The sequence below is a fragment of the Paraburkholderia tropica genome, assembly GCF_014171495.1.
Lineage (GTDB): Bacteria > Pseudomonadota > Gammaproteobacteria > Burkholderiales > Burkholderiaceae > Paraburkholderia > Paraburkholderia tropica.
The window spans coordinates 405,877-420,913 of record NZ_CP049136.1 but is presented as its reverse complement, the minus strand read 5'-3'; the positions used below and the strand labels follow the sequence as shown (position 1 = coordinate 420,913).

13 protein-coding genes and 1 pseudogene are annotated in these 15,037 nt (G+C 66.2%); 8 read left to right on the top strand and 6 right to left on the bottom strand.

The window, feature by feature from the left end; translation table 11 throughout:
• Window positions 1-12 precede the first annotated feature (12 nt).
• From G5S35_RS25445 to G5S35_RS25430, 4 genes are all read right to left on the bottom strand, one after another.
• Window positions 13-213, bottom strand: a complete 201-nt coding sequence (locus G5S35_RS25445) for a DUF1656 domain-containing protein (protein WP_065060751.1) — start codon at window positions 211-213, stop codon at window positions 13-15.
• On the bottom strand, window positions 197-1,732 hold the full coding sequence (locus tag G5S35_RS25440; RefSeq protein ID WP_183039874.1) for an efflux transporter outer membrane subunit: 1,536 nt from the start codon (window positions 1,730-1,732) through the stop codon (window positions 197-199). The genes G5S35_RS25445 and G5S35_RS25440 overlap by 17 nt, the downstream gene beginning before the upstream one ends.
• On the bottom strand, window positions 1,729-3,957 hold the full coding sequence (locus tag G5S35_RS25435) for an FUSC family protein (protein ID WP_183039873.1): 2,229 nt from the start codon (window positions 3,955-3,957) through the stop codon (window positions 1,729-1,731). Before G5S35_RS25435 ends, G5S35_RS25440 begins: the two co-directional genes overlap by 4 nt.
• Window positions 3,958-4,169: 212 nt before the next feature.
• Window positions 4,170-5,078, bottom strand: coding sequence for a LysR family transcriptional regulator (locus tag G5S35_RS25430; protein WP_065060748.1), 909 nt, complete (start codon window positions 5,076-5,078; stop codon window positions 4,170-4,172).
• Between the two features lie 114 nt (window positions 5,079-5,192).
• Between G5S35_RS25430 and G5S35_RS25425 the strand changes: the two genes are divergently transcribed.
• Window positions 5,193-6,413 (top strand): serine hydrolase domain-containing protein, encoded by a 1,221-nt coding sequence (locus G5S35_RS25425; protein ID WP_183039872.1) that lies wholly within the window; start codon window positions 5,193-5,195, stop codon window positions 6,411-6,413.
• Window positions 6,410-7,683 (top strand): annotated as a pseudogene (locus G5S35_RS25420) (MFS transporter). Before G5S35_RS25425 ends, G5S35_RS25420 begins: the two are co-directional and overlap by 4 nt.
• Window positions 7,684-7,840: 157 nt before the next feature.
• Here the strand turns inward: G5S35_RS25420 and G5S35_RS25415 are convergent.
• A complete protein-coding gene (locus tag G5S35_RS25415; protein WP_143064409.1) occupies window positions 7,841-8,677 on the bottom strand; it encodes a hypothetical protein in 837 nt (278 codons plus the stop codon).
• A 266-nt stretch (window positions 8,678-8,943) separates the two neighbouring features.
• The gene (locus G5S35_RS25410) at window positions 8,944-9,315 is read right to left on the bottom strand and encodes a DUF4148 domain-containing protein (protein WP_074982130.1); all 372 of its coding nucleotides are present in this window, start codon (window positions 9,313-9,315) and stop codon (window positions 8,944-8,946) included.
• Window positions 9,316-9,676: 361 nt separating this feature from the next.
• Here G5S35_RS25410 and G5S35_RS25405 point away from each other — a divergent pair, with 361 nt between their 5' ends.
• The 6 genes from G5S35_RS25405 to G5S35_RS25380 all read left to right on the top strand — a co-directional run bounded on the left by G5S35_RS25405 (window position 9,677) and on the right by G5S35_RS25380 (window position 14,996).
• Entirely contained in the window at window positions 9,677-10,513 is an 837-nt protein-coding gene (locus G5S35_RS25405; RefSeq protein ID WP_183039871.1) for a poly(ADP-ribose) polymerase family protein, read from the top strand.
• A 112-nt stretch (window positions 10,514-10,625) separates the two neighbouring features.
• Window positions 10,626-11,222 carry a TetR/AcrR family transcriptional regulator gene (locus G5S35_RS25400; protein WP_373681605.1) on the top strand — a complete coding sequence of 199 codons (597 nt, stop codon included), beginning with the start codon at window positions 10,626-10,628 and terminating at the stop codon, window positions 11,220-11,222.
• Window positions 11,223-11,336: 114 nt separating this feature from the next.
• Complete coding sequence (locus G5S35_RS25395; RefSeq protein WP_065060742.1) at window positions 11,337-12,029, top strand: type 1 glutamine amidotransferase domain-containing protein; 693 nt, start codon at window positions 11,337-11,339, stop codon at window positions 12,027-12,029.
• 116 nt (window positions 12,030-12,145) lie between these two features.
• Window positions 12,146-13,300 carry an alkene reductase gene (locus tag G5S35_RS25390; RefSeq protein WP_110327316.1) on the top strand — a complete coding sequence of 385 codons (1,155 nt, stop codon included), beginning with the start codon at window positions 12,146-12,148 and terminating at the stop codon, window positions 13,298-13,300.
• Complete coding sequence (locus tag G5S35_RS25385; protein WP_065060740.1) at window positions 13,300-14,040, top strand: SDR family oxidoreductase; 741 nt, start codon at window positions 13,300-13,302, stop codon at window positions 14,038-14,040. Before G5S35_RS25390 ends, G5S35_RS25385 begins: the two co-directional genes overlap by 1 nt.
• Before the next feature lie 239 nt (window positions 14,041-14,279).
• Window positions 14,280-14,996, top strand: coding sequence for a pentapeptide repeat-containing protein (locus tag G5S35_RS25380; RefSeq protein WP_110327318.1), 717 nt, complete (start codon window positions 14,280-14,282; stop codon window positions 14,994-14,996).
• The last annotated feature ends 41 nt before the right edge of the window (window positions 14,997-15,037 follow it).

Sequence of the window (15,037 nt, the reverse complement as noted above, 5' to 3'; positions counted from 1 at the left end):
TCATGCGTGCGGTCATTGCCGCAACAGGAGCGCGACGCCGCTAAACAGCGCGGCGAACAGCGCGACGCGAAAGAGCCCCGGATGCCAGACATGGCGATAGACGCCGATGCGCGCGCACGCGAGATCGACGATCACGAACAGCAGCACGCAGCCCGCGAGGATCGGCAGCAGACCCGGCACGAGCAGCGAAAACCATTCAATTTCGCGCGGCATCGGGCGCTCCCTGTTTCGCGGATGTCGTGGATGTCGCATCGGCGACCGGCGATTCGGCGCCGTAGCCGCCGCCGAGCGCGCGCATCAGTTGCGCCCAGGCGTCGAGCCGCTGCGCCTGCACTTGCGCGAGGTTCTGCTCCTGCAGCAACTGCGCGTTCTGCGCGGCCAGCACGTTGAGGAATTCGCTGATGCCGCCGCGATAGCCTTCGTCGGCGAGCCGCCAGGCGGTGCGCGCGGCGTCGAGCGTTGCTTCGGTGCTGGCCTGCTGGGCCTCGAGCGCACGCAGCGAAACGGCCTGCACGGCGACGTCGCGCATCGCGTCGACGACCGTGCGGTTATAGGCGTCCACCGCGGCATCGCGCGAGGAAACGGCCACGCCGTACTGGCCGCGTCGGCGTCCACCGTCGAAGATCGGCAGCGAGATCGCCGCGCCCACGCCATGCCCGACGCCGTCGCTGTTGATGAAGTTGAAGAAGCCGCCGAAGGTCGCCGCCGAGCCGAGCGAGGCGGTCGCGAGCAGGTCGATGTCGGGATAGAAGTCGGCATGCGCGGCGTCGATACCTTGCTCCGCCGCGAGCACGCGCCAGCGCGCCGCGACCACGTCCGCGCGATGGCCGACGAGTTCCGCGGGCAAGGCGAGCGGCAGCGCGAGCGGCACGCTCAGCGCGAGCGTCGGTCGCGCGAGCGCGTCGCCGTAACCGGGGCCCTGGCCCGCGAGCGCGGCAATCGCGAGGCGATCGAGCGCGATCTGCTGCTGGGCGCGTTGCAGTCGCGTCGCGCTGGTCGAGAGCTGCGTCTGCGCCTGAGCGGCTTCGAGACGGCTGCCGATGCCCGCGTGCCAGCGCTGCGTGGCGATGTCGAAGGTGCGCCGCTGCTGCTGCTGGATCGCGGCGTAGGCGTCGGCGAGCGCGTAATCGAGCGAGAGTTGCACGTAGGCGCGCACCACGCCGGTCTGCAATTCGACTTCGGCGAAACGCGCGTCGGCGGCGCTCGCATGCAGGCTGTCGAGTGCGCCCGTGCGGATCGCGCGCTGCTTGCCCCACAGATCGAGGTCGTAAGTGAGCGTCGCGCCGACGCTGTTGCTCCAGACCGTCGTGCCGCCGGGCGGCGCGGGCGTGGTGTAGCGCGCGTAGCGGCGGCGCTCGAATTCGCCGTCGACGCTCGCTTGCGGCAACGCGCTCGCGCCCGCTATTTCGGTCTGGAAGCGCGCGGCGTCCACGCGCGCCGCGAAGGCCTGGAGGTCGGGATTGCCCGCCGTGGCGTCGGCGACCACGCGGTCGAGCTGCGCGTCGTGCCATTGTCGCCACCAGTCGCCGCGCGGCCATTGCGCGTCGGCTTGCGTCGCGCGCAAGGCCGCGCCTGGATCGAGCGACGCGGCGTCGAGCATCGACGCTTGCCGGTGGATGCCGCCGCTGTCGATGCAGCCGCTCAGCAGGCAGGCGGTTGCGATGGCGGCCACCACGGGCAACATGCGAACCCACTGCGCTTGCTGCGGTCGACGAAGAACGTGCGCGCTCATGCTGCACGCTCCGTGCGGATCGCGAGCGGGTCGTCGCGCAGGGCGAGTTCGGTGAACTGGAGCAGGGCGTGCATGCGGCAGCGAACGAGGGAGTCGGGACCGGCGGGTGCGTCGGCGGCGGGCTCGATGCCAGGCGGCAGCGCGTCGAGCGCGGCGCGCGTGGCGGCCAGCGCGCGGTCGGCGCGTTCGGGCGTGGGCGTATCGAACAGATCGGCGAGCGCGGCAAGCCACGCCGTTTGATGATCGGGCCACGCAGGCGGCAGCGTGGGCGCGATCTGCTGCGTGTCGAGCCGCATCAGGATCATCGCGCGGCCTGCTTCGAGCACCGCGAACGCCCACGCAATCATGTGCGCGCGATCGACGCACGGATCGGCGGGCGCGCCCGCGATCTGCAGGATGCAGTCGCGCAGCTTGCGCTCGAAGGCGTAGAGCAGGTCGTCGTCGAGATCGCCGTCGCGCGCATCGCTCGCGACCAGCGCGCACACTTCCGCGAGATAGCGGCGCGCGATCCATTCGCCCGCGCGCGGCGCGAGCACGGAGAAGGCCACGGCGGCCGCGGCGATGCCGCAGAGCAGCGCGAAACCGGTGTCGAGGTAGGCGCTCGGGTTATAGACCGCCGGATTGGCAATGCCGACGATAAAGCAGAAGTAGATGTTGAAGCCGAGCCCGAGCACGGCCGTTTTCGGAAACGTGTTCACGTAGCCGCCGATCATCACGAGGATCGCGACGACCGCCGCGAGCAGCGCGAACGTGCCGAGCGACGGCAGCACGAAGAAGCTGAATGCGAAGCCCGCGAGCCAGCCCGCAAGGCAGCCCGTGAAGATCTGCCACGCGGCCGTGGGCGGGTCCGGCACGAGCGCGAACAGCGTGCTCGTGATCGCCACCGCGACGATCGCCGTCGATCCGCCGGTCCAGCCCGAGGCGATCCACACGGCGCCGACCAGCAGCACCGCGACCACCGCGCGCGCACCGGCGACCAGCGCCGCCGTGCGGTTGCCGACCGCGCGTTGACGCGCGATGCGGGTGATCGCCTGCAATACGGACACGGTCCAGGGCTGGCGGTCGGCCTGGCGCGCATCGAGATAACTGCGGCACAGCAGACGCAGATCGGCGCTCATGAACAGCAGCGCCGCTCCGGTGCTCTCGACGATCCGGCGTTGCGCGAGCGGCAGGTCGTCGAGCGCGTGAAGCTGCGCGGCGATGCGCGCGGGCAGCGCCGCTTCGAAGGCGTCGAGTTGCGGCAGCAGCGCGGCAGCGACGTCGTCGGCGATGCCGGGCGGCGTGGTCGTGTCGGGCAACAGCGCGAGCGCGGCGTCGGTCAGGGTGGCGATGGCGGCCTGGGCGCGCGGATGCGCATCGGCGGCCGCGTGCGCCTTCACGCGCTGCAACGCGTGGAGCCACATGACGGTGTCGAGAAAGCTGCGGTCGAGATCGAGAAAAACGGAATGCAGCAGCCGCATCGACGGATCTTCGAATAGCGCGCCGGTGCGCAGCAATTCCACGTTGGCCCGCTCGCCGATCAGGCCCAGAAGTGTGCTGGTTTGCGTGTCGGTTTGAGCGCCGGTTTGTGCACGGGCTTGCGTCGGCGCGGCCTCGCGCGCGAGCGTCGCGCGCAGCGTGCCCAGCAGATGCGTGAAGCTCGCGCGGCCCGCCGCGTAGAGCGCGGGCGCGACCTTGCGCGGCAGCACGACCGTGCTCACCACGCTCGCGCTCAGCACGCCGATCACGACTTCGCTGATCGTATAGATCACGTTGTCGAACACGCCATACGGATTCGAAAGCGCCGGCATCGCGGTGATCGCGGTGGCGAAACCGGCGAGCACGAGCCCGTACGACTGGAAGTTGCGGAAGTACGCCGAGCCGAACGCGCACAGCCCGATCCACGCGGCGAGCGCGATAAAGAACGGCAGCGGCTGCTGTGCGAACAACGCGATCAGCACGAGGCCCGCGAGACTGCCGGCCACCATGCCGAGTCCGCGATAAAAGCCGCGCGCGATCACGATGCCGCTTTGCTGATGCATCATCACGATCACGCAGGACAGCATCGCCGTGGCGGGCGAGCGCAGTTCGAGGCGCATGCACAGCCCCATCGCGATCACGACCGCGAGGCCCACCTTGGCGATGTGCAGCAGGCGCGGCGCGTCGTCCTGCCAATAGGCGGGCCATTCGTCGCGCAGGCGGTCGCGCAGGCGCGTGGGTGTGGCGCCGGCGGGCGTCACGTTCATGGAGGTCCCTGGTCGGTGTGGATCGCGAGCGGTGTGCGCACGAGCCGTTGCTGATGCGCTGCCAGGCTCGATCGCCTTGAGCGTTTCGAGCGTTTCAGGCGCGCGACACAGGATTGCACAGAGAAAAAACGCGTGCGCTTAAGCGCAGTTGTATCGGCGCCACGCGTTGTTCGATGCGTGAGCGGACATGCAGGGACGAGGGCGGTGCAGCGTCAGCGAGACGCGGTTTTGCGGGTCGACGGAAACACATGCGCGCTCAGGAAATCGACCAGCGCGCGCACCTTCGGTGACGGATGTTTGCTGGCGGGCCACAGCACGTGCACGACGCCAGGCCGTTCCAGATGCGACGAGAGCACCGCGCGCAGGCGCCCGTCCGCGAGCGGTTCCCTGATCGAGAAGTCGGGCAGGTAGGCAATGCCGCGCCCTTCGAGCGCGAAGCACACGCGCGTTTCGATGTTATTGCAGATCATCGAAACCGGCAGCGCGAGTTCCGGCTCGCCTTTGGCGCGACGCAGCGCCCAGGTTTCGAGCCGTCCCGTGCTCGGATAGCGGTAGTGCAGGCAGGTGTGATCGAGCAGATCGGCGGGTGTTTTCGGCGTGCCGCGCCGTTCGAAATACGCGGGCGAACCCACCACGCGCCAGCGAAACGTGCCGAGCTTGCGCGCGACGAGCCGCGAATCGCCGGGCTCGCCGATCCGCACCACGGCGTCGAAACCTTCGTCGATCACATCGACGACGCGGTCGGTGAAATCGAGGTCGAGTTCGATCTGCGGATACGCCTGCATGAAGTCGCTGAGCACCGGCAGCATCAGCGCGCTGACGAGCGGCAGGCTCACGCGCAAGCGGCCGCGCGGCGCGGCGCTCGCCTGCGAAATCTCCAGCTGCGCCGCTTCGATTTCGGCCAGAATGCGGCGGCTGCGTTCGAGAAAACGCGCGCCTTCCGATGTCAGCGTGATGCTGCGCGTGCTGCGATGAAAGAGCCGCGCGCCGAGCTTGTCTTCGAGCCGCGCGATGCTCTTGCCGACCGCCGACGCCGAGACGCCCAGCACGCGTCCGGCCGCCACGAAACTGCGGGTTTCGGCGACCTGCACGAACACCATGAAGCCGTTGAGGCTTTCCACTCGATCTCTCCATTGCGGACATCGGCGTCCGCATAACGCGGAACTCTACCCCACTTTTTCTTCAATCGTCGGATCACTATCGTGAAGGTATGTTCTTTCGACGAGGTCGAACCGATGACGATTTCCGCTTTTGCTCCGCGCCTGGACGACGCTTTCGCGTCGCTGTCCGCGCGTGTTCACGAGGTAGTCCGGCGCGCGCTGGACGAGCGGCGGCTGGTGGGCGCGGTCGTGCTTGTCGCGCAGGGCGGCGAACTGATTCACCGCGAGGCCGCCGGGCTGGCCGATCGCGAAAGCGCGCGGCCGATGCGCGTGGATACGCTGTTCCGGCTGGCGTCGGTCAGCAAGCCGATCGTGTCGACGGCGGCGATGGTGCTGGCCGCGCAAGGGCGGCTCGACCTCGACGCGGGCATCGAACGCTGGCTGCCGGCTTTCCGTCCGCGTCTGGCCGATGGGCGCGCGGCGCGCATCACGGCGCGGCAACTGCTCAGTCATACGGCGGGGCTCGGCTACCGTTTTCTCGAAGCCGATGACGACGGCCCGTATGCACGCGCGGGCGTGTCGGACGGCATGGACGATTCCGGCATCGATCTAGCGGAAAACCTGCGGCGTATCGCGAGCGTGCCCTTGCTCTACGAGCCGGGGACGGCGTGGGCTTACTCGCTCGCGATCGACGTGCTGGGCGCGCTGATCGAGCGCGTGCAGGACGCGCCGCTCGCCGTGGCGGTGCGCGATCTCGTGACCGGTCCGCTTGGCATGGCGGAAACCGGCTTCCATGTGCACGACGCCGCGCGACTCGCGACACCTTATAAAAACGGCACAAATGAATCAAACGACGACCACGACGATGCCGGTCCGCGATTGCTGCGCGAAGGCGATCTCGTCGCGCCGTTTGAAGGCACGGTCGGCATCCGCTTCAGTCCGGCGCGCGTGTTCGATCGCGCGGCGTTCCCCTCGGGCGGCGCGGGCATGGCGGGCAACGCCGAGGATGTGCTGCGTCTGCTCGAAAACCTGCGCGAAGGCGGCGGCGCGCTGCTGCCCGCCGAATCGGTGGCGCAGATGGGCCGCGATCAGACCGGCGGCCGCGAACCGCCGGACGCGCCGGGCTACGGCTTCGGCCTCGGCTTCTCCGTGCTGCGCGACCGCGTGCGCGCCGCGTCGCCCGAATCGAACGGCACCTGGCGCTGGGGCGGCGCGTACGGCCATTCGTGGTTCGTGGATCCGGCGCGTCAACTGAGCGTCGTCGCGCTCACGAATACGCTTTACGAGGGCATGTCGGGCCGCTTCGTGACCGAATTGCGCGACGCCGTCTATGGCGTCGGGGAGGTAGCGCGATGACGCCCGCAATCGACGCGCGCCTGCCGCTCGCGAAGCTGTTGCCGCTTTCGCTCGCGGCGTTCGTCACGATCCTGACCGAAGCGCTGCCTGCCGGTTTGCTCGCGCAGATGGCGAAGGGGCTGGGCGTCTCGCAGTCCGCGGTCGGGCAGACCGTGACGGCGTATGCGGCGGGATCGCTGCTGGCGGCGATTCCGCTCGTCGCCTTGACGCAGCGTTTGCGACGCCGTCCGCTGCTGCTGCGGCGATTGCGGGCTTCGTCGTCACGAATGCGTTTACGGCGCTTTCGCACAGTTACGCGCTGACGCTGGTCGCGCGTTTTATCGCCGGTGTTTCTGCCGGGTTGATCTGGGCGCTGCTGGCGGGCTACGCCGCACGCATGGTGCCCGAGCATCGCAAGGGCGCGGCGATTGCCGTGGCGATGGCGGGGACGCCACTCGCGCTTTCGCTGGGCGTGCCCGCGGGGACGTTGCTCGGCACGTGGACCGGCTGGCGCGCGGCCTTTTGTGTGATGAGCGTGCTCGCCGTCGCGCTGCTCGTGTGGGTGCGGGCGATCGTGCCGGATTTTGCGGGGCGAACGCAGGAGAAAACGCAGGAGAAAACGCAGGAGAAAACGCAGGAGAAAACGCAGGAGAAAACGCAAACCCAGCGTCCCGCATCGCGCAGCGCGCTCAGCCTGCCGGGCGTGCGTGCCGTGTTGCTGGTCGTGTTGACCTTCGTGCTCGCGCACAATCTGCTTTACACGTATATCGCGTCATTTCTTGCAACGGCGGATATGAGCGATTCAATCGATCGTGTATTGCTGACGTTCGGTATCGCTTCGTTGTTCGGCATCCTGATCGTCGGCGTAGGGATCGATCGTCATTTACGCACGCTGACACTCGCGAGCACGCTGCTGTTCGCCGTCGCTACGCTGATGCTCGCGCGCGCGGGCCACGCGCAAACCCTCGTTTATGCGAGCGTGGCCGCGTGGGGGCTCGCATTCGGCGGCGCGGCGACGCTGTTTCAAACGGCGCTCGCCCATGCAGCGGGCGAGGCCACCGACGCCGCGCAAGCCGTGCTCGTCACGGTCTGGAACGCGGCGATCGCGGGTGGCGGCATGATTGGCGGCGTGTTGCTCGACCGCTTCAGTATCGCCGCGTTTTTTCCGGTGCTACTGGGCCTGCTCTGCGTCACGTTCGTGACGGTGTGGCTCGCGAAAAGCACGGGCTTTCCAGCGCGGCACCCGCAAAACCCGACCGAACCCGCGCATGCGGAGCGCTCCAGCCAGTAGCCCGTGTTCGCGCAGTCAATGCCAGAACAGCGCGATCAGAATGATGATGGGAATCGGCACACCGAGCAGATAAAGAAGAATCGAGCGCATGTCAGTCTCCTGGCGTTTGGAAGAGAAAAGATCGTTGCGATGCCTTCAAACAGGCGTCAAGCACGCATCACCATTCGCGCATGCGTGCGCCCACCGTCGCCATCAGACTGGCAACGAACGCGCCCAGCAGCAGCGAAACGAACAGCCACAACGTGACGTGGATGGTGGCCTTGCGCGCCGTGTCGGCGGCTGCGCGCGCGGCGTTGTCGATCTGGTTCGTCTTGTCCTGCAAGCGCGTCCAGGTCGTCGTGACGCGAGCGCGGGCATCGGCGGGCGAGAGGCCGGTGCGTTGCGCGACGATGCGCGTGACGTAGTCGCTGTCCTCGGCGGAGAGCGCGCCGTTCGCGGGCAGGCTGTTGAGGAAGATGCGCGCGATTTCCTGCTTTTGTTCGACGGTCGTGAGGGCCGTGTCCGCATTTTGCGCGGCGGGTGCCGGCGCATCCGCGACGGGGCGCAGCATGCCGTCGATCAGATAACCCATCGGCCAGCTTCGATACGCGGCGAGCGCATTGCCGCGATCGAGCGTGGACAAACCGCTCGCGAGCGGCGCGCTGCCCGACGCGCTTTCATGCGCGGCCAGCGCGCTCGCGCCTTCGCGAGCGATGCCCGAGAGCGCGGAGGTGAGCACGAAGGCGGTCAGCAAAGTGGCGAGCGCCCACGCCAGAAAACCGTGTGCGGTGTCGCGGAAGTGCGTCTCGTCGGTGCCGATGCCCGGCCAGTGGCGCCGCAGGCGACCCGCGAGATAGCCGCCCAGACCCGCCGACATGATTTGCGTCACGCAGATCCAGACGATGGCGGCGAAGCCAAACGCTTTCGCATGCGCGCCGCTACCCGGCCACGGCGAAAGCGACGATAGCCCAAGCCCGGTTCCGAGCGTGAGCAGGATGAGCGCGAACGCGGCCATCGCGACGGCGCCCGCGATCACAGCGGACCATGAGACGGCGGAGCGTGATCTGCCGTTGCGTTCATAGGGTGCTTGCAGGGCGCGCTCCGCGGCGTATTGTGCGTCTTCTCGCGCATCCAGTCGGCGTGTCTCGTCCATGATGCCTCCGCTGTCCGGTTGGAGCGCGGCGCCGGACTCTATGCCCGACGCCGCGCGTGTCGTGTGTCTGGCACCGAACAGCAGAAAGCGTGCCGCGACCGCCGTTATGCGAGCAAGACCGCCTGGACTTACTGGCCGAAGTAAACCGGCTTGAGGCCGGTCGTGCCGGTGTGCGCCGGCTGGACGGTCGCGCCGGACGACTGCTCCGGCAAGCGGTTGGGACCCCAGGCCGACGAGCCGGGCGCGACGCCGCCGTAGCCGCCCGTCGAGGCGGCGCTGACCTGCTGCGCGCCGATACGCGCTTCGGCCGCCTGCACCTGACGCGGATACGACGCCTGGTCGCCGACCGACTGGTCGTAGCCGGCCTGGCGCATCTGCAATTGATCCTGCTGCACCTGCGCGCGCGTGAGCGAATCAGACGACGGCGCGGTTTGCGCGAGCGCGACGATCGGCGTGGCGAAGAGTGCGGCGACAACGGCTGTGCGTTGGATGGCATTCATCCTGATTCTCCTGAAGAGTTGGGAACGCATGCTTCGGGAAGCAGGTGGTGTGCCGCGTTTTCGGTGAAGTCTTAAAAAACGGTGTTCCGCTACACGCTTTCGATTGCCCGACGAAATCGGCGTATCAGTGTTCGCCATCCGAGGTTCGTCGCCGATCACGGGCGCTGCCGCGTGGTGCGTCTGCGGTCTGACGTGGGATGGCCGCGTCGGGCCCACAGAAGCAGAAGCTATTCCAAACGAAGTGTGCAGCGCAGGGCGAAGCCGATGAACACTTCGCATGCCGCCGCCTCACTTCGCCTGTCGTTGCGACGAGTGGTGCGTGTGCCGCTAAGGTCGGCACAGTGCATCCCGAGATTGGTTCATGAACGTCGACAAATTTTCCCACGCTCCGCAGTCCGGCATCCAGCAAACCGGCAACGACACCCACACGCCGCGCCCCGATCACACGAGCGCATCGACGTCGCAGATGCCCTCGCAGTTGTCGGCGCTGTCGTCGCGCAGTCGTTCGGGTTCCGTTGACAGCAATGCGTCCGGCAACGAGGCGGGGCCGTCGCGTTTTCGCGCGAGTCAGGGCAGCCAGGGAGCGCAGAACGCGTCCGCTGGCCGCAACCCGAATCTGATACACAACGACACGAACGACACGCAGTTTTTCCCGCTCGTCAACGAACTCAAGAATTACGACGACAAGTATGTGTACGTCACGCATGGCACGCCGGCGTCGAACCTCGCCGGCATCAAGGCGAACGGTCTCGACCCGAGCCATGGCGGCGGACGGCTCGGCGCGGCGTCCTATGAACCCATGCCCAGTTCGGATTCGATCGGCAAGCTGAAGTACGCACACGATCCGAACATTGCGCTCAAGTATTCGAACGAGCCCGCGAACAACCGTCGGGTCGGCGTGCAACTCGAAGCGCGCGTGAAGCGTGAGGCGTTCCTCGGCCGCTTCGATGGCGATCCCGGCTCGACCTACTGGCGCGCGGAAAGCGGCGGCGAGAACGCGCCCGCGAGAATCAACGACGAGCCCTACAAACAGTCGATGGAACCGGCGATGCCGCAGGCCGCCAACACCACGCGGATCTGGTCGTCCGAAACCAATCAGCACATTCCGCCCAAGGATGTGCGCGTGGTGGGCGTTTCGGTGCCGGCGCATCAGAGCTTCGATACGTCCGGGTTGCACACCGAATACGGCGACGAGTAGGCAACGAACAGGCGTACGTGACGGATCGGGACTCAACCGGTCCTGACAATCCCCCCAAAAAAACTACTAGACGACCGGTCGACTACGTGTCATAGTGCGACCCATGGAAACGATCAACACCCCCGAAACCGCTGACGTTCGCGAAAAGATCATCGCGATCGGGCAGAGCATCATCGGCGCGAAAGGCTTCGCGGCGGTGGGCCTGAGCGAGATTCTCGCCGCGGCGGGCGTGCCGAAAGGGTCGTTCTACTATTACTTTGCGTCGAAGGACGCGTTCGGCGTGGCGCTGCTCGAAAATTATTTCGAGGACTACCTGGCCGAACTCGACAAGACGCTGAGCCTGCCCGGCATGACCATGGCCGCGCGGCTCATGCAGTACTGGCAGATCTGGCGCGAAACGCAGTCGTTTTTCGACTGCCAGGGCAAATGCCTCGCGGTCAAGCTGGGCGCGGAAGTGGCCGACATGTCCGAGCCCATGCGGGCGGCGCTCAATCGCGGCACGGCCGGGGTCGTCGCGCGGTTGGCGCGGGCGATCGAGGCAGGCGTCGCGGAAGGCTCGCTCACGGTGGACGCCGAACCGCGCGTCGTCGCGCAAAGTCTGTATCAGCTTTGGCTCGGCGCCAGCGTGATGGTCAAGATTGTGCGCAACCTGCAGCCTTTCGAAGTCGCGCTCGAAACCACGCGACGCACGCTGCATCTGCCGGTCTGATCGGCGCAACAACGGTTTTTCAGGCACTTCCTCCGAAGTGCCTTTTTTAGGCCTGGTTACTAGACGACCGGTCTACTATATGGGGCGCATTGCCTCGCTCGACGGAGAAGCAACATGAAAGTCCTGATGGTTCTGACCTCGCACGATCAACTGGGCAACACCGGACGCAAGACGGGCTTCTGGCTCGAAGAACTGGCCGCGCCGTACTATGCGTTCCAGGACGCGGGCGCGCAGATCGTGCTCGCCTCGCCGCAAGGCGGTCAGCCGCCGCTCGACCCCAAGAGCGACGAGCCGGCGTTCCAGACCGAACTGACGCATCGCTTCCAGGCCGACGCCGTGGCGAAGGCGCAGCTTGCGGCGACCGTGCGTCTCGACAGCGTCTCGCACGAGGACTTCGACGCGGTCTTCTATCCGGGCGGCCACGGCCCGCTTTGGGATCTGGCCGAAGATCCGGTTTCGATCGCGCTGATCCAGTCGTTCTTCGCCGCCGGCAAGCCGACTGCGCTGGTGTGCCACGCGCCGGGCGTGCTGCGTCACGCGAAGGCGCCGGACGGCCGTCCGCTCGTGGAAGGCCGCAAGGTGACGGGCTTCACGAATACCGAAGAAGAAGCCGTAGGCCTGACCCAGGTGGTGCCGTTCCTCGTCGAAGACGAATTGAAGGCGAAGGGCGGCATCTATTCGAAGCTCGGCGACTGGGCGGTGTATGTCGTGACCGACGGCGTGCTGATCACCGGCCAGAATCCGGCCTCGTCCGGTCCGGCCGCGCTCGAATTGCTCGCGCATCCGGCGCTCAAGGGCAAGCGCTAATCACATCACAACGAGCGCCCGGCACAGGGCTCCGTCGATTCAAGCGACTACATCTCTTTCACGCGGCGCGGGCGATTCAGCCCGCACCCTCTCGCAACACGTTTCAAGGACTCATCATGCAGCACTCCGAATTTTTCGACGCCGTCACGCTCGGACCGTATCGACTGAAGAACCGCATCGTGCTGCCGCCGCTCACGCGTCAGCGCAGCGCGCGCGACGGCGACGTCGCCACCGACCTCATGGCCGAATACTATCGCCAGCGCGCGAGCGCCGGTCTGATCGTGAGCGAAGGTACGCAGATCGAGCCGCGCGGCCAGGGTTATGCGTGGACGCCCGGCATCCATACCGAGGCGCAAATCGCGGGCTGGCGCAAGGTGACCGATGCCGTGCACGAAGCGGGCGGCATCATGTTCGCGCAACTCTGGCACGTGGGCCGCGTTTCGCACAACGCGCTGCAGCCGGACGGTTCGGCACCGATTGCGCCGTCGGCGCTCCAGGCGGAGCAAGCGAAAGCGTTCATTGCGACCGGTCCCGACACCGGCACGCTGATCGCGCCCCCGGTGCCGCGTGCGCTGAGCACGGTGGAAGTCCGCGAGATCGTCGAACTGTATGCACAGGCCGCGCGTAACGCGCTTGCTGCGGGTTTCGACGGCGTCGAGATTCACGCGGCGAACGGCTATCTCGTCAACCAGTTTATTTCGGCGCATTCGAATCAGCGTGACGACGAATACGGCGGTTCGCTGCAAAACCGTCTACGCTTTTTGCGGGAGATCGTCGAGGCGGTGACGAAGGTCGTCGGTCCGGGCCGCCTCGGCGTGCGTTTTGCCCCGCTGTTTGCAGGTACCGATGAGGACCGCGTGTATATCGGCCTTGTCGAAGAGGATCCGCATGCGACCTATATCGAGGCCATCAAGATTCTCGACGAATTCGACGTGGCCTATCTCTCGATCGCGGAAGCCGACTGGGACAACGCCCCCGATCTGCCGATCGAATTCCGCCGCGCCGTGCGCGAGACCTTCCGTGGCCGCATCCTGTATGCGGGGCGTTACACGGCGGAACGCGGCGCGCGTCTGCTCGCAAGCGGTCTCGCGGATCTGATTGCGTTCGGCCGTCCTTTTATTGCGAATCCCGATTTGCCCGCGCGTATTGCCAACGGCTGGCCGCTGAATCAAGTCGATGCCGCAACGCTATACGGCGGCACGGAAAAAGGCTTTACCGATTATCCGACGTACAGTGAATCCCAACGTCTTTCCACCGAAGAGGTGCTGTGATGAGCAATAACATTGAAAGCAAGGTCGTGCTGATTACCGGCGCAAGCAGCGGCATTGGCGCAGTGACCGCGCGTCATCTCGCGGCGCAGGGCGCGCACGTGGCGGTCGCCGCGCGGCGCACGGATCGCCTCGATGCTCTGGTCGCGGAAATCGAATCGGCGGGCGGGCGCGCGAAAGCGTACGCGCTCGACGTCACCGACAAGGCGCAGGTCGAGAGCGTGGTGTCGGCCGTCGTCGCCGATTTCGGGCGTCTCGACGTGCTGATCAACAATGCGGGGCTGATGCCGATTCGTCCGATGGCCGAAGTGAATACGGACGAATGGGACGCGATGATCGACGTGAATATCAAAGGCACGCTCTATGGCATTGCCGCCGCGCTGCCGCGTTTTCTGAAACAGCAAAGCGGCCATTTCATCAATCTCAGTTCGGTCGCGGGCATCAAGGTTTTCGCGCCGGGCGGCACGGTTTATTCGGGCACCAAATTCGCCGTGCGTGCGATTTCGGAAGGGCTGCGCCAGGAAGTGGGCGAGAATATTCGCGTGACGTCGATCGAGCCGGGCGCCGTCGACAGCGAGCTGAAACTCAGCACAACGGGCACGGCGCAGCAAACGGTGCTCGACTTCTACAAGCAGGCGGTGCCGGCCGAATCGGTGGCGCGCGCGATTGCGTTTGCGATCGAACAGCCGGGCGACGTCGATATCAACGAAATCGTGATCCGGCCGACTCGCCAGGAGTTCTAGACATCCGGCCCGCACGATCCACACAATCCGCACGATTCGCACGATTCGCACGCGGGTCATTGCGAAGCGGATCGTGCGGGCGGTAGAATTCGTGTCGCCGAAAATAGAGTGGCAGGTTGGTATCTCCTGCGCCCCGCGAGGGGTTCTATGCATGCCACGGCGTCAACCTGACTTTCACAAGTTGAGGGGGCGCGCGAGGGTATGGACTGCGCGCCCCGCACGAATGGGGATGTGTACCGATGCGCAATCACGCAAACGATCCGGCGGCCGGCAACGGCGTAGTATTCAGCGACACGCATTTCAATCGCGACGACCTCGCTCGCGCGCTCCGCGAGTCCGGCGACGAGCCGACTTTCGAGCGCTGCCAGTTCGACGGCGAAGATCTTTCCAATATCGATTTCCACGCGGCGCGATTCGCGCAATGCACGATCGGGCAAACCCGCTTCGAGCACAGCGATTTATCGCGCACCCGCTGGATTGGCTGTCGAGGCGCGGCGGCCAGTTTCCGCTATGCGAATGCGGGCGACGCACGCTTTATTCGCAGCGATCTGAACAATACCGATTGGACCGGCGCGAAACTCGCTTCAACCGTATTTACCGAAGTGAAATTGACAGGCGCGCGTTTCATCGACACCCGCGCATTGGGTCTGAGCTTTCACGATTCGCTGCTCGTGGGCGCCACGCTTCGAGGTTTGTCGTTTAGAAAACAGACGCTCGAACAATTGAATTTCTCCGATGCCGATCTCGCCGATTGCGACTTTCGCGACGCTGTTTTCGAGGGCGGCAGCCTCGGCAACGTGCGCCTGCTCAATACGCGTTTCGACGGCGCGGACCTGCGTTCCGTCGATTTGAGCGGGCTGCGTTTATCGGATGTTTTGCAGCATCTGAAAGGCACGATTCTTTCGGTCGATCAGGCGGTCATGCTGATCGGCGATTGCGGCGTGCGCGTCATGTGATCGGTTCAGGCGCGCGAACCGGTCCGCGCGCGCGCCTGATT